The following is an 18473-nucleotide window of genomic DNA, read 5'->3' as shown; positions in this document are numbered from 1 at the left end:
CTCGACTTACGACCGTGCCACAGCCAGCGGCAGGCTGATATGAAAGACGGCGCCTCCCGTCGGCGCGTTCTCGGCCCAGATGCGCCCGCCATGTGCCTCGATGATCGTGCGAGTGATCGAGAGGCCGATGCCCATTCCCTGCGTCTTGGTTGTGAAAAACGGCTTGAAGATTTCGGTTACCTTTTCTGTGCAGATGCCGTCGCCGGCATCTGCGATCGAGATCATGGCCTGATTGTTCGCAAGGCTGGTTCGACCGACGATGCGTCGCCGATCCTCCGGCAGATCGGCCACCGCTTCGATGGCATTCATGACCAGGTTCAGAATAGCCTGCTGGAGCTGCACTTTGTCGGCAGTTACGCGAATATCCAAGGACGATCGATCCGTCGCGAGCGCAACGTCGTAGGTCAGGGCCTGAATGGAAAGGAACCTAAACACATCGCTGACCGTCGCGTTGAGGTCGAGCTCGATCCGCTCTGTGCGGGCCCTCTTCAAAAATGAGCGCACCTGAACGACGATCTCGTTAGCGCGCTTATCGTCTCGGCGAATGTCACCCAGTATCTCGCTGATCACGCCGAGGTCAGGTGCCGGTGTCTGCAACACCTGCTCGGCGGTCTCAGCATTGATCAGAATGGCGGCGAGCGGCTGGCTCAGCTCATGCGCGATCGTGGCGGACATCTCGCCCGCGGTCGCAAGGCGATTCATGTGGGCTAGCTCCGACATGCGTTGGCGTGCCTCGACCTCCGCTTGGAATCGCAGCCTGCGCTCGCGCAGGAGGATGCCGATCATCATCGCCTGCACCAGCACCACGCCGGCGCTGATCATGACACGCCAGTAGTACTGCTCCCAGAAGCTCGGTTCTCGGAAACGCACCTCGCTTCCGGGAGGCAGATGGGCTTCGTCCACATTCCAGAGCTTGAGCTGTCGCCAGTCGAAGATCGGCTTCACGTTATCCCCGGCAACGGGCGGGATGTTCGACGGCGATTCGCCGCCGAGAATCCGCATTGCCAACTGGCCGGCTTCCTGTCCGATGGTTTCGGGCAGCAGCAGGAAGCCGCCAACCCCGGTTCGCCCGAGAAATGTGTCGGAGGTGATAATGATCGGGCGGTTCGCGCGCTCGGCGACGCGCGCAAGCGCCGCGGCCGGCAAATAGTGGGTGCCTTCGCCGTCGGAATACATCGCCGAGGTCAGAATCGCAGAACGAGGGGGCAAGGAGCCGACCCGTTCGCGCACCTCCCGCAGCACCATGCCGGACAGATCGATGATTTCGAGACCCGGCATCGTGGTCGCGAATTCCTGTTTCCAGTGGCCATATATCAGCGGATTTTTCCATGCATCGCCAACGAGGACGACGCCAGTCAAGTCGGGAACGACCGCGCGTGCCGCAGTCAGTATCTGCGCCGGAGACACCTTGGCAAAGATGGCGGTCGTGCCGGGCAGGAACAGCGCGCGCGTCTCGGGCAGATCGGGCACGAAGCCGTAAACCACGGGGGCGGCGGGCCAGATGTCGTGCTTGCGCGCCTGAAGGAATTTCGCCGACGCGACGCCGATCGAGACGATGATGTCGATCGGCCGATGTGCGTATTTGGTCTTGAGATGACCGACCAGGCTCTCCTCGTAGTCCGGTCCCGGGAAACGGGCGAGATCGAGGCTTTCGCCGTAGATCACGGTGTGGATTTGCCCATTTTCCTTCGCAGCCGTGCGGATACCGGCGAAAATCTCCGAATAGAATGGCGAACGAAAGTCGGCGTCTTCCAGCACCAGGATAGAGCGCTGCCCCGGACTGTCGGCTGCAGGGCATTCATGTGCCAGGATTGCGAACAGGCAGGCGATCAGGAGCCGTTTGATCGCGATGACCATCCTCATTGCTGACTCTGTGCCTGGCCTGTGTTTGCAACGGGCGCCTCCTCGGTGAGGACGCATCCGAGCATACCTGCCGGTTCCGAAGTTTCAACGAAAGGATTTGATCCGGCTGTGCCGCGCAGGCGGCGGTTCACCTGGCCCCGCATGCAGAGCGAAGAAGGACCGCTATTTGAACGGATCCTGGATCGACGGCGCCGACTGCCTGATACGACGCACGCTCACGGGCGTGCCGTCGGAGACGAACAGCAGTTCGTAGCGACGGCCTTCGCTGTCGGTGGCAGAGCAGGTGACGTCAGTCACCTTCTTGGCGGCGAAATTGCCGGTCTGGCGGCAGAGGCCGGTGGAGGTCTGCTCGGCCGGCACCGGCAGGCCGTCGACCTTGGGACGGTCCTTGGAGTTGAGCAGCATGCGGTCGATCGGCAGCTCATAGGAGTTGTCGTCGGCGCGCTTGCCGTTCTCGCCGGAGAACGACACGACGTGATTCTCGTCGGCGGGATCGTCGACCGCGACCGTGAAATTGACCCGGCCCCTGTCGCCGTGGGCGTAGGCCACCGTCTTGCAGGCGAAGGTGCGGCCGGCGACCTTCAACGTCTTGCAGTGGCCGGACATCAGCGCCAGCAAGTCGATAAAGGCGGTCTGCTGCCCGGGTGGATTGTTGACGGGAATCGGCGCGGAAGACTCGGCAAAACAAGGGCTTGCCAAGAGGACGACGAGGGCGACAGCGAGGATGGATCGGCAGAGGCGCATCGGAAGGCTCACATGCCAGGGAACCACGGAAAAGTTCCGTCCGACAACCAGCGAACCGCAAATTGGTTGCGATCCCGTTTGCTCAGCCAAGTCCGTCTGAAATACCACCGCGCCACCCCAACGGCGATTCGCCCAGCTCGCCCAACCCATTCCCGGCCGGCACTTGCCGCTCGGCCGATGTTTTTTTCGTGGCGGGGCTATCCCATCGCCGCCTGCCAGCGCGTATCGCGCAGGGACGGGCGGCGGTGCAGGCGGGCGTCGAGCAGTGCGCGGGCGCGGGGCAGGTCGCCGCTGCGCATCAGGGCAACGACAAAAGTGTCCTCGATCAACTCGCGCTGGGCGTGGCTGCCGCCGAGACGCACGACCTCACCGAGAATCGGCGTGAGCGTTTGCACGCATGCCGCGTAGTCCTCGTTGGCAAAGGCCGCCAGTGCGCGGCAGACCGCGGGCACCACGGGACCGGCCGGAAGCTTGCCATCGGCGAGCCTTTGCTCGATCGCGGCAAGACGTGTGGCGAGCGCCTCGCGATTTTGCGTCGCAGCCGCGAACAGCGCCATGTGGATATCGGCGAAGGGCAGGCTCGATTTCGGAAACAGTTTTTGCGCGGCGGCGTCGGCTTCGAGCCAGAGCGCTCTCGGCACGGCGTGGCCGTAAGCCGACAGGCGCCAGAGCAGTGACGCAGCGTCGGTGACGAGATTGAGCGGTGGCGCCTGCGTGGCGTTTGGCTGCAGCACGTCGGCATAGATCGCGAGCGCCCGCGCGGCATCGCCATGCTCCAGCGCGCCGAGCGCCTGATGCCAGCGGATGTGGCCGTGCAAGATTCCGGCGCGATGGTAAGAGGGGATCCAGTCGTCGACGAGCCGGTCGGCCGCTTCGATCGAACCGTCCTCGAACATCGCATGCAGCACGGCGTGCGCGGCATGGGCATTCTGCCGGCGCAGGTCGAAGCCGCGCTCGGTGACGCCGCGGCCGCGACCGACATTGCCGTTCTCGGTCATCGCCCAGCCGTACATAGTGAGGAACCACCAATCCTCGCCATAGTGATGCGCGACGCGCTCGCACAGCTCCTGCCGCGCGCGGTCGTGATCGGCCATGCCGGAGAACGCGTACAGGCCGAACGCGCCGAGCGGCAGCGACAGCACCAATGCGTCGCGCGGCCACGCCTCGACGTGCGTCATCGTCGCCGCGATCGCCTCGGGCAGCCGGCCCTCGATTGCGAGCGCCAGCGTCTCGACATGCGAGCGCTCGCGTTCCGTGCCGCGTTTCGCCACGAGCTCGCGCGCGAGCGCCGCCTTCTGCCGAGCCAGATCGCCTTGCTGATAGAAGCCATGCACGCGGGCCCGGGCGATATGGGGGAGCGCAAAATCCGGATCGAGCGCAATCGCGCGCTCCAGCGTTTCCGCCGTGCCGGTCCAGCCCGCGAGCATGAGGTCGACGCCCTCGCGATAAGCGGATGCCGCCTCTGGCGAAGCGGTGGAGAGCGGCAAGCCGTAGCGATCTTCGAGGGCCATTCCTGTCTCCAGCTCAGGCCGTCCGCGCGCGGCGTCCTTCGATCGGATAGGCCGGGTCGTTGTAGCCCGGCGTCGAGGGATGACCCGGCACGACCAGTCTGTCGATCAGCGCCTCGTCCTCGGCAGTGAAGCGATAGTCGAGCGCGCCGGTGTAGCCTTCCCATTGCTCCTCGGTGCGCGGACCGGCAACGATCGAGGAGACAAAAGCGGAGTTCAGCACCCAGGCGACCGCAAACTGGCCTGCGGTGATGCCCTTTTTCTCGGCGTGGGCCTTGATCTCCTGCGCCAGCTGGAGCGATTCCGGCCGCCATTCGGTCTGCATCATGCGCGTATCGTTGCGGCCTGCGCGGGTCTCCTTGTCGGGAGCCGCGTCGGGCTTGTATTTGCCGGTCAGCACGCCGCGCGCCAGCGGGCTGTAGGGCACGATGCCGAGGCCGTAATAGGAGCAGGCCGGGAAGTGCTCGACTTCGGGCATGCGATTCATGGCGTTGTAATAGGGTTGGCTCACAGCGGGACGGTCGATGCCGAGCCGGTCGCAGATGTTGCAGATTTCGGCGACGCGCCAGGCGCGGTAGTTCGAGACGCCGAAATAGCGCACCTTGCCGGCGCGGATCAGGTCGCCCATCGCGCGCACCGTCTCCTCCAGGGGCGTAGAATGGTCTTCCTTGTGCAGATAATAGATGTCGATGTGGTCGGTGCCGAGCCGCTTCAGGCTCTCATCCGCCGCTTGCAACACCCAGCGGCGGGACAGGCCGACACGGTTGGGATCCTCGCCCATGGGGTTCGCAAGTTTCGTCGCGAGCACCCAGGCGTGACGGTTGTTGCCGATGGCGCGTCCCACGACCTCTTCGGATGCGCCCTTCGAATAGGCGTCCGCGGTGTCGATGAAGTTGATGCCGGCCTCGTGCGCCTTCGCGATGATCCGCTTTGAGGTGGCTTCATCGGTCGGCCCGCCGAACATCATCGTGCCCAAGCAGATCGGCGACACTTTGAGGCCGCTGCGGCCGAGTTGGCGGTATTGCATGGGGCGCGTCCTTAGCTGCTGCTTCGGGCGACAGCATAACCGTCTCACTCCGTCATTGCGAGCGCAGCGAAGCAGTCCAGAGATGCGTCTGCGGCGGCAGTCTGGATTGCTTCGCTGCGCTCGCAATGACGACGTTGGCGGAGATGCTTGCTACGCTCTCAGCTGTCATCGCCCGGCTTGACCGGGCGATCCAGTATTCCGAGAGGGCTGTAGTTTAATCGAGAAGCCGCGGCGTACTGGATTCCCCGCCTGCGCGGGGAATGACAGCGGTGGGTATCGCTCCTACCCCGGCCCCTTCAAAATCTTGAACACACCATTTGCCATCACCACGCAACGATCGTCCACCGTCACCTCGGTGCTCATGAAGATCAGGCTGCGCGTCGCGCGCACCACGCGCGGGCGGGAGATCAGGATGTCGCCGATCTGGCCAGCTTCGACGAAATGGGTGTCGAGCTGCACCGTCGCCATGAACTCCTTGCCGGAGACGTAGCGGGCGGTCATGCCGCAGGTACGGTCCGCGAACGTCATCATCACGCCGCCCTGGACCATGCCGCGGCGATTGTGGTGCTTGTCCTCGGTCGCGAGTGCGAATTCGTATTGGCCGTCGATCTTGCGCTCCCACAGCGGGCCGATCAGATGCATGAAGCCCGTGGTCTCCAGAATGGTCCAGCCTTCTGCCTTCAGCCGTGCGGCTGTCTTATTGGTCATGTCGTCCATTCCTGAGCGGGTCGTGCGATTTCATTTCATCGGGGCCGGACGTGGTGTAGTCAAGCATCATGAGACCGTTCGACGATGCCACACGGCGGAATATCGCGGCCGCCTGCGCGGCCTTCACGCGGCTGCCAGAGGACGAAGCGCCGGCGGCGTTGAAGCGCGCCGCGGTGGCAGTTGCGCTGACTGCGGCCAGCGAGAGCGATGAGACGGCGTTGCTGCTCACGCTGCGCGCATCGCATCTGCGCGCCCATCGCGGTCAATGGGCCTTGCCCGGTGGACGCTGCGATGCCGGCGAGACGCCGGTCGACGCGGCGCTGCGCGAACTCGACGAGGAGCTAGGCCTCCACCTCACCAGCGCGGAGGTGCTCGGCACGCTCGATGATTATCCGACCCGCTCGGGCTATCTGATCACGCCAGTCGTGGTCTGGGCCGCCGATAGTGCCGCGATCAAACCAAACCCGGACGAGGTCGCCTCCGTCCATCGCATCGCGCTTGCGACGGTCGAGCGCTCCGACGCTTTCGATTTCGTCGCGATCCCCGAGAGCACGCGCCGTGTGATCCGCTTTCATCATCACTCGAGCCTGATCCACGCACCGACGGCGGCCCTGATCTACCAGTTCCGCGAGGTGCTGGCGGGGCGGCACACCCGCGTCACCGAGCTGGAACAGCCGGTATTCGCCTGGAAGTGACGCGAGGGGCGAAAACGAGGTAAACGACGTGTTAACGTGACGGTTACCGGATGCCTGCTAAGAGGGCAGCATGCATCAATCGATTCGAAATGCCGTGAGACTGGTTCCACTCGCGCTCGTCCTGCTCGCGCCTGCCGCGCGCGGTGGCGAATCCGACGCGCTGCCGCCGGCCGTCCGCAATGCCAAAGCCCAGCTGTTGTCGCAATTTTTCGCGCAAGGCGGTGCGTCGCCCGCCGTGCTGGAATATCGCCGCAAGCTGCAGGAGTATCAGGCGGCGCGTGCGGCCTTCGACGAGGAAGCCGGCGCCTATTGGAGCCAGATCTCCGAGAAGCGGAAAGGTCGCAACGCCAAGCGGCGCAGCGGGCAGCAGATCACGCTCGACGATTACGTGCTGGAGCATCCGCCGCTTTATAACGGGCCGAAACGGCCAGTGAATCCGGAGCCGGAGGAAACCCCGGACCGCCCGACGAAAAAGCCGATCCCCGTGGTCGCCGATCTGCTGCGCGCGGCGCAGGAACTCTACCAGTTCACGCCGCAGCGGCCGTCCAACGAAGTCGAATTCAAGCGCGTCTATGCACGCTACGCGCTGGCCTCGGGGCTGACGCGCGAGCAGGCGGTGCGGGTCTTTGCGTTCGAGACCGGCGGCACCGGCAGTTATGACGTGCAGGCGGGAATCGAGCATGGCGGCAAGCGCGCCATTTCGACCGCGATGGGCTACAACCAGCTGCTGACGACCAACAGCGTCGAGCTGCTGGCCGAGCAAGGCCATGAGTTCATCCGCGCGCTCTCCGATAAGGTCGCGCGGACCTCGGGCCCGGCGCGCCAGTCGCTCGAGCACAAGCTCACCGTTCTCAAGAAAATGGTGGCGCACGCCAAATCGGTGCCCGACACTTGGTCGGAGCACGAGAAGATCGGCAACACCGCGCAGGGCTGGGCCATGCATGCCATGGTGCTCGACATCGATATCGGGCCGATGCTGCAGACCCACAAGCTGCTGACGTCGGTGCTGTTCGCGCGCGCCAAGGGCTATAGCCGCCCGCTCAGCGCGGCCGAGCTCGAGATGATGAACCTCACCGGCGACGGCACCGGCCTCGACATGGTGACGATGCCGCAGGCGATGCGCGAGCAGGTGCCGACCTCGAACTTCTTCCAGCGCGGCGGCTACGAGCGCAACCCGGTCGCGATCCGCCACAACACGGTGGCGAAGCTGCTGGCGGTGACGGACACAAGGATGGACAGCAACAGCAACAACGCCGGCGCGCGGGAGCTGGCGGGGGCGTTTTAGGCGGCGGTAGCTGTCATGCCACGCGCAGGCGGGGCATCCAGTACGCCGAGGCGTTTCGGTTTAAGCACAACCGCCTCTGGAATACTGGATCGTCCGCCTTCGCGGACGATGACACCGAGTGTGGCGGCGCTGTCGCCCGCCGTCCCGTCCCTACTGATCCGACCCGAACTTGAACTTGCCGTCGCCTTCCAGATACGGGCCGCTGCGCATGTAGAGCTGGCCGTTGTGGCCGATGAAGAACAGCGTGCCTTTCGGTACCTTCTTGGCGCCCTTCAGAAGTTCACCGGCATTGCTGGTGCCCATCTTGTAGGAAAAGGTCTTGCCGTCCTTGTCATAGGCGTAGCCGGTGTCGGGCTTGAGCTCCCAAGGTGTCGCAGCGGTCTGCGCCAATGCGGGCGCAGCAAACGCGCCGAGCACGGTCGTCACCAAAAAGATCTTTGTTGAAATTGCCATCACCCTATCCTCCCCATCGAGGCGCCCGGCTTGAACAAATCACGAACGATGCATCCGGGTCAATTTGCGAAAGCGCCGCAGCGCATCACGTCTTGCCCAGCAGTTTGTGATTTTCCCTTCGTCCCTGCGCGACTATGTTCCGCTTTCCGTCTAGAACGCAATTCGACAAAAACATTGGGTAGGGGATGATTCGAATGAACCTCGTCATTAAAGCTTGCTGGGCCGCCGGCCTGTTGCTGACGGCGCTCACGCCGGCCGCCCGGGCCGATGATTACCAGCTCAGCCACAACCAGCGGATTTCGTGCAGCCGCGGCTTGGCCCCGGGCAAGCTGAACACCGCGACCTGCAAGTCCTACACTTATCTCTTCAACACCAAGACCTCGGAATATTTCCGTTGCCAGGTCTCGCTGGCGCTGACCCGCGACAACAAGGAAGTCATCAACGTCCAGACCGACGGCGCCTGCACCAAGAAGCCGCGCATCTTCGAGACCGATGGCCATTACGATTTCGACGCCACCGAGACCGAGCCTCCGAACACCAATTCATTCTTCGGCCCCGGCGGCTACTCGGTCTGGGCTGCCGACGTCAGCGCGCAGAAGGTGCGCGGCTGCATCATCATCTCCTCGGGCCTCGGCTCCGACATCTCCAAATGCCTGGACATGACCTTCCAGTGAGGGGGCTGTCCAGACTTGGCTGCGCCACCTCGCCGCACCCGCCGAGTTCCCCAAAAATCGAGGCAGGACAGCCATTTACCGCAGTCCTGTTTTGACTTTTGGATGGGTTGACCCGCACCCCTCATCCGGCCAACTTCCCGGCCGGTTTGGGGAGTGGAAAGATCATGAAACGGACGATTTTCGGCGTGGCCGCGGCTCTTGCGCTGGCGGCCTCCGCGCCTTGCGCGCAGGCGCAATCCTTCATCAACGTGCTGACCGGCGGCACCTCCGGCGTCTACTATCCGCTCGGGGTCGCGATCGGGAAGATCTACGGCGACAAGATTCCGAACGTGAAGACGCAGGTGCAGGCCACCAAGGCGTCAGTCGAGAATCTGATCCTGCTCCAGCAGGGCCGCGGCGAGATCGCGTTCACGCTGGGCGACTCGCTGAAAGCGGCCTGGGACGGTGACGAGGAGGCGGGCTTCAAGTCCAAGCTCGACAAGCTCAGGACCATCGGCGCGATCTATCCGAACTACATCCAGATCGTCGCGACCGCCGAGAGCGGCATCAAGACGCTGGCGGACCTCAAGGGCAAGAGCCTGTCGGTCGGCGCGCCGAAATCGGGCACGGAGCTCAATTCGCGCGCGATCCTGGCAGCGGCCGGCATGAGCTACAAGGATCTCGGCAAGGTGGAGTATCTGCCGTTTGCCGAATCCGTCGATCTCATGAAGAACCGCCAGCTCGGCGCGACGCTGCAATCGGCCGGCCTCGGCGTGGCCTCCCTGAAGGATCTGTCGACCTCGAGCCCGATCACGGTGGTGTCGGTGCCGAAGGAGACCGTCGACAAGATCGGCCTTCCCTTCATCGCGGCGACCATTCCCGCCAACACCTACACCGGGCAGGACAAGGACGTGCCGACCGCCGCCGTGGTCAACTACCTCGTCACCAGCTCGGCCGTGTCGGACGATCTCGCCTACCAGATGACAAAACTGGTCTACGAGTCGCTGCCCGAGCTCGCCAACGCGCATGCGGCCGGCAAGGAGATCAAGCTCGAGACGGCCGCCAGCGGCAGCCCGGTTCCGCTGCACCCCGGCGCGATCCGCTATTACAAGGAAAAAGGGCTGATCAAGTAATCAGCTTTCGTTATCGGGCGTCATGGCCGGGCTTGTCCCGGCCATCCACGTTCTAGGAGCAGGCGAGAAAGTCCGTGGATGCCCGGGACAAGCCCGGCCATGACGGTCTGGAGGCGTCGTGCAATGTTATAAGCGCTGGACGGTTGGGGTCATATCGATGTTGCAGGCAGAGGGCAGCGAAGCGCCCATCAAGGTCGAGTTCGACAATTTCGAGCACGGTTTTCCGGAAGGTTTTGGCCCGGGCTGGTGGGGCACGCTCGCGTACTGGATCGGCATCGCCTTCGCGACCTTCCAGCTTTATGTCGCGGCCTTCAACTATCTGCCGAGCCAGGTGGTGCGCGGCGTCCATGTCGGCTTCCTCATCCTCCTCACCTTCGGCCTGATCGGCAATTTCACTGCCAAAAGCGATGTCGGCCGCGCGATCGGCTGGCTGATCGGCGGCGCGGGCTTTCTGTGCGGGCTCTATCAATGGATCTTCTATGCGGATCTGATCGCACGTGACGGCGATCCGACGCGCCTCGATCTCGTGGTCGGCACGCTGCTCGCCGTCCTGATCTTCGAAGGCACGCGGCGGCTCATGGGCGCGGCGCTCCCGCTGATGTGCGGCGCCTGTCTCGTCTACTGGTTTTTCGGCCAGTATCTGCCGTCGCCGCTCAACCATCGCGGCTATGATTTCGACCAGATCGTCACGCATCTGTCGTTCGGCACCGAGGGCTTCTACGGCGTGCCGATCTACGTCTCGGCGACCTACATCTTCCTGTTCATCTTGTTCGGCTCGTTCCTGGAGCGCGCCGGCATGATCCAGCTCTTCACCGACGTTTCCCTTGGATTATTCGGCAGGACCCGCGGCGGCCCGGCCAAGGTCGCGGTGTTCGCCTCGGGAATGATGGGCACGATCTCCGGCTCCGGCGTCGCCAACGTCGTCACCGTCGGCCAGTTCACGATTCCGCTGATGATCAGGTTCGGCTATCGCCGCGCGTTCGCGGCCGGCGTCGAGGCGACAGCCTCGATGGGCGGACAGATCATGCCGCCGGTCATGGGCGCGGTTGCCTTCATCATGGCGGAGACGCTCGGCGTCCAATATTCGGAGATCGTGAAAGCCGCCGCGATTCCCGCGATGCTCTATTTCGCCTCCGCCTTCTGGATGGTGCATCTGGAAGCCGGCAAGCACGGGCTCACCGGCATGAAGCGCTCGGAGATTCCAAGCGCCTGGAAGGCGCTGGTGACGCGCTGGTATCTCGTGCTGCCGCTCGCGGCGCTGGTCTACATGCTGTTCGAAGGCTTTACGCCGCTTTATGCCGGCAGCATGGGCCTTGCGCTGACGGTGGCCCTGATCCTTGGCACCGCCATCACGACGGGCGCCCCTTCGATGGCGATCCGCTATATCTTCTGGATCGGGCTCGCGCTCGTCGTCGCCGCGCTCTCGCGCGACGGCCTTCAGATCGTGCCGGTCGCCTGCGTCGTCGTCGCGCTGATCGTGGTCACTGCGTTCGTGCGCGGTGGATTTTCCGCCCTGCGCGCCTGCCGCGATGCGCTGGCTGAAAGTGCGAAATCCGCCATCACCGTCGGCATGGCTTGCGCCATTGTCGGCGTCATCATCGGCATGATGTCGCAGACCGGCGTCGGCACCATCTTCGGCGGCTGGGTGATCGGCCTCGGCGAGAAGAGCCTGTTCCTGGCGCTGATCATGACCATGCTGCTGTCGATCCTGCTCGGCACCGGCATCCCGACCATTCCGACCTACATCATCACGGCAGCGCTCGCGGCGCCCGCGCTGGCCAAGCTTGGCGTGCCCCTGATCGCGAGCCACATGTTCGCGTTCTATTACGGCATCATGGCAGACCTCTCGCCGCCGGTGGCGCTGGCGGCGTTAGCCGCAGCACCGATCGCGAAGGAGAATCCGGACAAGATCGGCTGGGAGGCGATGCGCATCGCGCTCGCCGGCTACGTCATCCCCTTCATATTCGTCTATTCGCCGGCGCTGATGCTGCAGGGCGGCGATCCCATGGCGGCCAAGCTCGGCTTCTACGGCGCGGTGGCATTGGCGACTCTCAAGGCGATGGTGGCGATCGCGCTGTTCGGCATGGTCGCGATCGGCTTTTTGTTCACGCGCCTGACGTTCCTCGAACGTCTGGTCGCGCTCGGTGCTGCGCTCTGCCTGCTCGGGGACTTCCCGTTCAGCGACACCGCGGGCTTCCTGCTCGCAGCGGCCATCGTGCTGTGGCAGTGGCGTCGGCGTCCGCCGGCGCCGGTCGAGGCGGTGTGAGCCTCTGCTTCGTCACAGCCTCAGGCGTGAAGGCGCTGGCGCTGTCCGCGTTCACGCTGGTGTGGACGCATTCGATCGCGAAGGTCGACTGGCAGGAAGACTGGCGCGTCACCCCCGCCGGGCTCGAACTGACGCAGGCACGCGTGAAGGGCACCGGCCCCGGCATGGAGCCGCCGCCCGAGGCGCGCCTCGTCGACGGCTGGTTTCAATGGAAGCCTGCGCGCGCGCCGATGCCGGAGGTCGTGCTGGGCAATTCCGGCGCGGCTGGTGAATGGCGGCTATGCCATGACGGCAAGTGCCGGACGTTGTCCGAGATTGTCGGCCATCCCATTGGTGCTAACGTCACGAAGATGAGCGTCTGCAAAGATCCGTAGCCGGATGGAGCGAAGCGTAATCCGGGCTACAAAAACAAGAATAGGGGAGAAACGCGATGGATCGGCTCAAGGGCAAGGTTGCGATGGTCGTGGGCGCCGGCTCGATCGGGCCGGGTTGGGGCAACGGCAAGGCCACCGCGGTCACCTTTGCGCGCGAGGGCGCGCAGGTGTTTTGCGTCGATCGCAACGGCGCAGCTGCCGAGGAGACCGCGAAGATCATCACGGACGAAGGCGGCAAGGCGAGCGCGTTTACGGCCGACGTCTCGCGTGCGCGCGAGGTTGAGGCGATGGTCGCGGCGTGCCTGAAGGCCTACGGCCGCATCGACGTCCTCGACAACAATGTCGGCATCGCCGAGATGGGCAGCGTGGTCGAAGTGACCGAGGAGAGCTGGGACCGCGTCTTCAGCGTCAACCTCAAGAGTGCCTATTTCGCCATGAAGCACGTCATCCCCGTGATGGTGAAACAGGGTGGCGGCTCCATCATCAACATCTCCTCGATCGCCTCGATCCGCCACATGGGTATCTCCTACGTCACTTACGGCACTTCGAAAGCGGCGATGAACCAGATGACCCGCACCACCGCGATCGAGTTTGCGCACCACCATGTCCGCGTCAACGCGATCCTGCCCGGCCTGATGAAGACGCCAATGGTGGAACATTCCGCAGGTCTTGCGAACAGCTATGCCAAGGGCGACGTCGAGGCGATGTGGCGCGCGCGCGATGCGCAAGTGCCGATGGGCCACATGGGCGACGCCTTCGACGTCGCCAACGCCGCGCTGTTCCTGGCCTCGGACGAAGCGAAATATGTGACGGGGATCGAGCTCGTGGTGGACGGCGGGATCACGTGCAAGGCGGGGGCGTAGCTCCTTGCTCGCCGCCCTGGCCTTCGCCAGGACGACGGCTGAACTTATTGCGCCAGCGCCAGGATCCCGCCGGCAAACGAATGCCACGCCGCGGTCTCGCTGACCGGCCAATTCAGGACCTTCACCGCCAACATCGCGAGCGTGCCGGTGATGTAGACCGGATGCACCCGGCCTTCGGTGCGCCAGTCGCGTACCATGGCGACGACGAGCAGCAGCGAGGCGACCACGGCCGGCGCGATGGTGACGGGCACCGGCGGCGGCCCGGGCGGTCCCGGAGGCGCGAGGAAGGTGAGAAACCAGCGCGCGATCGCGGCATCGAGGATGGAGACCGCGGCGAGCAGCATCAGGCGTTTGTGAATCTCCGGCTTTCGCGTGTTCATGATCGCGAGCACGAATACTCCCGCGAAGAACGCGATCCCGCTCATCGGCACGATCGCGAAGGCGATACCGGCCTCTTTCTGTCCGAGCGCCGCGGAATGCTGCATTACATGGACGGAGGCGAGGAAGCCGAAGATCGTCATCGCGGTCGCGAGCGAAACGCCGGCGATGCCGAGCGCGCGGTGATTGACCACGCGACCTGAGGCGGCGAGCCAGGTCTGGATCACGAAATAGAGAGACCAGGTGAAGAACAACAGACCGTGGAAATGAATGACGGGGCTTGCGGACAGTGTCCGGTTGGCGAGCGGCACAAAATAGGTCGGTGCGAAGCCGAGAAAGGCGGTGGCCGCGCAGGCCAGTGCCATTTGGAGATAGAAATATCGTGCGGGCGACGCATCTCGCGCGCGCACACGACGGTCGTCGATCAGGGTCGTCATGAGGGATGAGTCTGGAGAGGCGGCGTTTGGTTCAAGCCCCTAGCCACCTGTGCAGGGCTCTTGTTGGGGGATTGGGATTTAACCCCCTGCGCTCAATTCTGCGCGATCGAGCTCTTCCTCGATCCGATGGAACGCATCGTCGCCGATCACTTCCCTGGCGCGAAGGTCGAAGATCGATTTGCGCGCGGCCGCGATACCTCGGCGGCGCAGCGGATCGGCGGGCAGTTCGCCGTTGGTGATGCCGCCATGGGGATCGTCGTCCGCCTGCATCAGGATGGCGCGATATTCGAGTCGCAGGATTTCAGCCTCCTCGGATGGATCGTCCTCGATCGCGTCGAGCGCCGCGCGATAGGCGACGGCCCGGGCGCGCGCGACCTCGATGCCGACGGGATCGTCATCTTTGAGGCCGAACGCCAGGATCAGCGGCCGCAGCGTCAGGCCCTGAACGACCAGCGTGCCGAGCACGACGGCAAACGCCGAGAAGACGATGAAGTCACGATGCGGAAAGTTTTCCGGCAAGGCAAAGGCGGTGGCGAGCGTGACGAGGCCGCGCATACCGCACCAGGAGATGATGAGGCCGCCCTTGGGCGAGGCGACCTGCTTCGGATCCTTGGGGTGATAGATCCCGTGCGCGATCAGCGCGCGCAGCGTCGTGCGGTAGAATGTGATCCAGGCCAGGCGCACCAGGACCACGGTGAGCAGGATCCAGGCCGCGGCCACGCAATATTCCCAGCGCACGTCTGCGTCGAGCCGCGTCCAGATCGGCCGCATCTGCATGCCGATCAGCATGAAGGCGAGCACGTTGAGCACGAACACCATAGTCTCCCACACCGCATAGGAAGGCACCCGCAGCCGCGCCGGCATGCGTGCCCCCGCCGTGCGCGCGATGGTGATGCCGTAGACCACGATGGTGAGGATGCCGGAGAGACCGAGATGCTCGGCGGCAATCCAGACCATGAAGGTGGTGGCGAACTGCACGATGATCGCGCTCGGCGCTTCCTTCACGCGTTCCATGAACAGCGGGATGATGCGGCCTGCGACCAGGCCCGCGACGACGCTGCCGACCAGCGCCAGCGCCATGGTCGGCGCGACCTGGCTCCATGCCAGATGCTCGGTGGCAACCGTGCCGACGGCGATGCGATAGATCAGGAGCGCGGTCGCGTCGTTGAGCAGGCTCTCGCCTTCCAGGACCTTCACCATGCGATGAGGCAGCTTGACCTGGCTCAGGATCGCAACCGCGGCGGCCGCATCCGGCGGGGCCACGATGGCGCCGAGCGCAACCGCGGCGGCCCAGGGCATATCAGGCATCAGCCGGTGCGCGACGTAGGCCACGCTGGCCGTGGTCAGGCCGACGGCGGCGACGACCAGGGTGGCGACTGGAACCCAATTGTTGCGGAGATCGCGCAGCGAGGTGTCGAAGGCGGCATCGAGCAGGACCGGTGCGACAAAAAGAGCCAGTGCCAGGTCGGGCTCCAGCGTCCAGGACGGGCTCGACGGCACAAAGGCGATCAGTGCACCCCCGATCGCGAGAAAGGTCGGGTAGGGGACCTTGATCCGCCGCGCCAGCGCCGATAATCCAACGGCGCCGAGCAGAAGCACGATGATCCATTCGAATGTCGACACGTTGATCCCCGAAACCGATTTGAGCGGCGCCCCAAGCTAGCACCAATCCGGCCGTATGATTGATAGTGCAGCCCCAAGGCAAGACCTCAACCCGGACCTTAACTCAAGACTTTCCGACTGTGACAAGCATGCGTTTTCTCATTCAATGGGCCGGAGCCGCGGTGCTCTTCGCGCTCTCGTTCGTCGTGGCTCATGCCGCGACCGGCGGCGAACCGGCCGCGGTCCCGCAGGTCGACATCGCGCCGTGCCTCGCGGCCGCCGCAGCCGACGATATCGACAAGGCCGTCACGGCCTGCGCCGCCGTGATCGACAACGAGAAGACGGCGAAGGCGGACCTGATCAAGGCGCTGATCGCGCGCGGCGCGCTGTATGCCCGGCATGATCAGGTCGATCGCGCGATCGCCGACGACAGCCGCGCCCTGGAGCTCGATTCCGGCCTCGCCGATATCTTCAACGCGCGGGGCGAGCTCTGGCTGAGGAAGGGTGACAAGCCCAAGGCGGTGCAGGATTTCGGCGCGGCATTGAAGATCGATCCGAACCACGAGAAGGCCAAGGTCAACCACAAGGCGATGGCGCGCGAGATCGAGCGGATCGGCGCGCAGATGGCGGTCGCGGGCAAGCCCAGCTTCATTTGCAAGGGTGCGCGCCGTCCCGTCGAGAAGGCGATCTGCGCCAACCGCGAGCTCGCCGATCTCGACCGTGAGGTCTTTGCCGCCAGCGCGCGCGTGTTGCGCGAAGCCCGCAAGGCGGGCGAAGCGAAGGCGCTTCAGCGCGAGCAGGACGATTTCATCGCCCGCCGCAACGCCGGGTTCGGCCGGCCGGGGTACGATTTGAAGAAGGCAATGCAGGAGCGGCTGCAGCGGCTCAACGGGGTGGACGGGTATTGAAGCTTTAGGGCCTCCGCAACCTCAAGCCCGGGCATGACGACTTCTCGTGAGAAGGGCGCTGGTGCGCCCCTGACTGGCTCAATTTTGAACCCATCGCGTCCCCGCCGCGACAATGGTGAAAGCCTGATGTCCCGGAGCCCTATGCCATGTGCGGCACGCATCCTTCCGCGCAAATGCTCTCGTTTGCAAAAATCTCGTTTCTCTCGCTCCTGCTCAGCGCGGCAATGAGCGTCGTCCTCGTCGCCCCTGCTTCGGCCGGCGTCGATTGCGTGATGGGGAGCAAGGCCGCTCCGGCTGAGCTGATCCCGGCCTGCAGCGCCACCATTGACCAGACCTCAATTCCATCCTCCGATCGCGCCGCGGCGTTGCTGGTGCGCGCCGACGCCAATGCGCGGACCTCGGGCGGCCTCACGCAGGCGCTGCGAGATATCGACCGCGCCATCGCACTCGATGGCAAGAACGCAAAAGCCTGGCGCCTGCGCGGCGATCTCCTGCGCGAGGCCGGCGGCGATCTCAACCGCGCCGCGGCGGATCTCAGCAAGGCCATCGAGCTCGATCCGCAGGATTCCGAGTCTTACGAGCTGCGCGGCGTCGTCTACACCAACCAGCGCCGGCTCGACCGCGCGCTTGCCGATTACGACCAGGCGATCAAGCTGAAGCCTGACAATGCACAGGCCTGGTCCGACCGCGGCGTGGCCTATTATCTCGGCGGCGACAACGAGAAGGCGATCCGCGATCTCAGCGAGGCGTTGCGCCTCGATCCGAACCGGCCGCGCAGCTACACCAATCGTGGCGCCGCCTACAAGAAGCTCGGCCAGCTCGACAAGGCGGTTGCCGACGATGGCGAGGCGATCAGGCTCGATCCGAAGGTGCCCGAATATTACGACAATCGCGGGCTGTCGCTGGCCGCGATGGGCGAGTACGACAAGGCGATTGCCGATTACGATCAGGCGCTGCGGCTGGCACCGCGGCCGAATTTCTTCACAAACCGCGGCGATTCCTACCACCTCAAGGGCGAGCTTGGCGCGGCGCTGAGCGATTACGAGGCCGCGCTGAAACTCGATCCGAGTTTCGCGCAGACCTACAATAACCGCGCCGTGCTCTACAAGAAGATGGGCGAACGCAGGAAGGCGCTGGCCGACTACGAGACCGCGCTGCGGCTCGATCCCGGCAATGACAACGCCGCCGCCGGACGCCGCGCCATGATCGCGGAGATCGCGAAATTCGGCGGCGAGCCGCTGCGGCCGCTCGCTGCGAATTCCGGCAATGGCCCGTCGTTCGATTGTGCCACTGCGAAGCGCGAGGTCGAGAAGGTGATTTGTGCCGATCCGCAGTTGGGCGTGCTCGATCGCCAGATCGCCGAGACCTACGAGCGCGTGCTGAAATCGGCCGGGTCCCGCTCGGCCGGCGAGCTCCGTCGCACCCAACGCGACTTCCTCGCCACCCGCAATACCAGCTTCGGCCGCCCGGGCTATGATCTCAGGAAGGTCATGCAGGAGCGGCTGCAGCGGCTCAATGCGATGGATAGCTGAGCACTGTTCTTTTCAGCTTGAACCGCGGCCCGTTCCCGGGAAAA

The 18473-nt window shown here is 64.5% G+C and carries 17 protein-coding genes; 9 read left to right on the top strand and 8 right to left on the bottom strand.

Annotated features, from left to right (window positions below; genetic code table 11):
• Positions 1 to 6: 6 nt before the first annotated feature.
• The 5 genes from IVB48_RS33640 to IVB48_RS33620 form a co-directional block, all read right to left on the bottom strand.
• Positions 7 to 1665: a sensor histidine kinase gene (locus IVB48_RS33640; protein WP_247406910.1), complete on the bottom strand. Its 1659-nt coding sequence runs from the start codon at positions 1663 to 1665 to the stop codon at positions 7 to 9.
• Between the two features lie 360 nt (positions 1666 to 2025).
• Entirely contained in the window at positions 2026 to 2607 is a 582-nt protein-coding gene (locus IVB48_RS33635) for a hypothetical protein (protein ID WP_247406906.1), read from the bottom strand.
• A gap of 197 nt (positions 2608 to 2804) precedes the next feature.
• The gene (locus IVB48_RS33630; RefSeq protein ID WP_247406903.1) at positions 2805 to 4118 is read right to left on the bottom strand and encodes a tetratricopeptide repeat protein; all 1314 of its coding nucleotides are present in this window, start codon (positions 4116 to 4118) and stop codon (positions 2805 to 2807) included.
• Between the two features lie 13 nt (positions 4119 to 4131).
• On the bottom strand, positions 4132 to 5142 hold the full coding sequence (locus tag IVB48_RS33625) for an aldo/keto reductase (RefSeq protein ID WP_247406901.1): 1011 nt from the start codon (positions 5140 to 5142) through the stop codon (positions 4132 to 4134).
• Positions 5143 to 5424: 282 nt separating this feature from the next.
• Positions 5425 to 5850 carry a PaaI family thioesterase gene (locus IVB48_RS33620; RefSeq protein WP_027565689.1) on the bottom strand — a complete coding sequence of 142 codons (426 nt, stop codon included), beginning with the start codon at positions 5848 to 5850 and terminating at the stop codon, positions 5425 to 5427.
• A gap of 68 nt (positions 5851 to 5918) precedes the next feature.
• Here IVB48_RS33620 and IVB48_RS33615 point away from each other — a divergent pair, with 68 nt between their 5' ends.
• Both IVB48_RS33615 and IVB48_RS33610 read left to right on the top strand, forming a co-directional pair.
• Complete coding sequence (locus IVB48_RS33615) at positions 5919 to 6545, top strand: CoA pyrophosphatase (protein WP_247406898.1); 627 nt, start codon at positions 5919 to 5921, stop codon at positions 6543 to 6545.
• 70 nt (positions 6546 to 6615) lie between these two features.
• Positions 6616 to 7830, top strand: coding sequence for a hypothetical protein (locus tag IVB48_RS33610; protein WP_247406895.1), 1215 nt, complete (start codon positions 6616 to 6618; stop codon positions 7828 to 7830).
• Positions 7831 to 7980: 150 nt separating this feature from the next.
• Here IVB48_RS33610 and IVB48_RS33605 read toward each other — a convergent pair whose 3' ends face one another.
• Positions 7981 to 8283, bottom strand: coding sequence for a hypothetical protein (locus tag IVB48_RS33605; RefSeq protein ID WP_247357746.1), 303 nt, complete (start codon positions 8281 to 8283; stop codon positions 7981 to 7983).
• 194 nt (positions 8284 to 8477) lie between these two features.
• Between IVB48_RS33605 and IVB48_RS33600 the strand changes: the two genes are divergently transcribed.
• The 5 genes from IVB48_RS33600 (at position 8478) to IVB48_RS33580 (ending at position 13572) form a co-directional block, all read left to right on the top strand.
• Positions 8478 to 8957, top strand: a complete 480-nt coding sequence (locus tag IVB48_RS33600; RefSeq protein WP_247357747.1) for a hypothetical protein — start codon at positions 8478 to 8480, stop codon at positions 8955 to 8957.
• Between the two features lie 164 nt (positions 8958 to 9121).
• On the top strand, positions 9122 to 10069 hold the full coding sequence (locus tag IVB48_RS33595) for a TAXI family TRAP transporter solute-binding subunit (RefSeq protein WP_027565684.1): 948 nt from the start codon (positions 9122 to 9124) through the stop codon (positions 10067 to 10069).
• Positions 10070 to 10226: 157 nt separating this feature from the next.
• Positions 10227 to 12335 (top strand): TRAP transporter permease, encoded by a 2109-nt coding sequence (locus IVB48_RS33590; RefSeq protein WP_027565683.1) that lies wholly within the window; start codon positions 10227 to 10229, stop codon positions 12333 to 12335.
• Positions 12332 to 12709: a DUF1850 domain-containing protein gene (locus IVB48_RS33585; RefSeq protein WP_247357749.1), complete on the top strand. Its 378-nt coding sequence runs from the start codon at positions 12332 to 12334 to the stop codon at positions 12707 to 12709. Before IVB48_RS33590 ends, IVB48_RS33585 begins: the two co-directional genes overlap by 4 nt.
• Before the next feature lie 56 nt (positions 12710 to 12765).
• On the top strand, positions 12766 to 13572 hold the full coding sequence (locus IVB48_RS33580) for a glucose 1-dehydrogenase (protein ID WP_247406892.1): 807 nt from the start codon (positions 12766 to 12768) through the stop codon (positions 13570 to 13572).
• Positions 13573 to 13616: 44 nt separating this feature from the next.
• Here the strand turns inward: IVB48_RS33580 and IVB48_RS33575 are convergent, their stop codons facing one another.
• Both IVB48_RS33575 and IVB48_RS33570 read right to left on the bottom strand, forming a co-directional pair.
• Positions 13617 to 14387, bottom strand: coding sequence for a hypothetical protein (locus IVB48_RS33575; RefSeq protein ID WP_247406889.1), 771 nt, complete (start codon positions 14385 to 14387; stop codon positions 13617 to 13619).
• A gap of 78 nt (positions 14388 to 14465) precedes the next feature.
• Complete coding sequence (locus tag IVB48_RS33570) at positions 14466 to 16010, bottom strand: sodium:proton antiporter (protein WP_247406886.1); 1545 nt, start codon at positions 16008 to 16010, stop codon at positions 14466 to 14468.
• 128 nt (positions 16011 to 16138) lie between these two features.
• Between IVB48_RS33570 and IVB48_RS33565 the strand changes: the two genes are divergently transcribed.
• Both IVB48_RS33565 and IVB48_RS33560 read left to right on the top strand, forming a co-directional pair.
• Entirely contained in the window at positions 16139 to 16897 is a 759-nt protein-coding gene (locus tag IVB48_RS33565) for a tetratricopeptide repeat protein (RefSeq protein ID WP_247406882.1), read from the top strand.
• 146 nt (positions 16898 to 17043) lie between these two features.
• The gene (locus IVB48_RS33560; protein ID WP_247406879.1) at positions 17044 to 18429 is read left to right on the top strand and encodes a tetratricopeptide repeat protein; all 1386 of its coding nucleotides are present in this window, start codon (positions 17044 to 17046) and stop codon (positions 18427 to 18429) included.
• Positions 18430 to 18473: the final 44 nt, after the last annotated feature.

The organism is Bradyrhizobium sp. 76 (assembly GCF_023073025.1).
Taxonomy (GTDB): domain Bacteria; phylum Pseudomonadota; class Alphaproteobacteria; order Rhizobiales; family Xanthobacteraceae; genus Bradyrhizobium.
Note: the sequence above shows the minus strand (reverse complement) of the source record. Positions and strands in the feature narration are given on the sequence as shown.

Bases quoted from the DNA above. Each gene is read 5' to 3' on its own strand.
- IVB48_RS33635 (WP_247406906.1), bottom strand. From the start codon at position 2,607: ATGCGCCTCTGCCGATCCATCCTCGCTGTCGCCCTCGTCGTCCTCTTG.
- IVB48_RS33630 (WP_247406903.1), bottom strand. From the start codon at position 4,118: ATGGCCCTCGAAGATCGCTACGGCTTGCCGCTCTCCACCGCTTCGCCA.
- IVB48_RS33625 (WP_247406901.1), bottom strand. From the start codon at position 5,142: ATGCAATACCGCCAACTCGGCCGCAGCGGCCTCAAAGTGTCGCCGATC.
- IVB48_RS33620 (WP_027565689.1), bottom strand. From the start codon at position 5,850: ATGACCAATAAGACAGCCGCACGGCTGAAGGCAGAAGGCTGGACCATT.
- IVB48_RS33615 (WP_247406898.1), top strand. From the start codon at position 5,919: ATGAGACCGTTCGACGATGCCACACGGCGGAATATCGCGGCCGCCTGC.
- IVB48_RS33610 (WP_247406895.1), top strand. From the start codon at position 6,616: ATGCATCAATCGATTCGAAATGCCGTGAGACTGGTTCCACTCGCGCTC.
- IVB48_RS33605 (WP_247357746.1), bottom strand. From the start codon at position 8,283: ATGGCAATTTCAACAAAGATCTTTTTGGTGACGACCGTGCTCGGCGCG.
- IVB48_RS33600 (WP_247357747.1), top strand. From the start codon at position 8,478: ATGAACCTCGTCATTAAAGCTTGCTGGGCCGCCGGCCTGTTGCTGACG.
- IVB48_RS33595 (WP_027565684.1), top strand. From the start codon at position 9,122: ATGAAACGGACGATTTTCGGCGTGGCCGCGGCTCTTGCGCTGGCGGCC.
- IVB48_RS33590 (WP_027565683.1), top strand. From the start codon at position 10,227: ATGTTGCAGGCAGAGGGCAGCGAAGCGCCCATCAAGGTCGAGTTCGAC.
- IVB48_RS33580 (WP_247406892.1), top strand. From the start codon at position 12,766: ATGGATCGGCTCAAGGGCAAGGTTGCGATGGTCGTGGGCGCCGGCTCG.
- IVB48_RS33575 (WP_247406889.1), bottom strand. From the start codon at position 14,387: ATGACGACCCTGATCGACGACCGTCGTGTGCGCGCGCGAGATGCGTCG.
- IVB48_RS33565 (WP_247406882.1), top strand. From the start codon at position 16,139: ATGCGTTTTCTCATTCAATGGGCCGGAGCCGCGGTGCTCTTCGCGCTC.
- IVB48_RS33560 (WP_247406879.1), top strand. From the start codon at position 17,044: ATGTGCGGCACGCATCCTTCCGCGCAAATGCTCTCGTTTGCAAAAATC.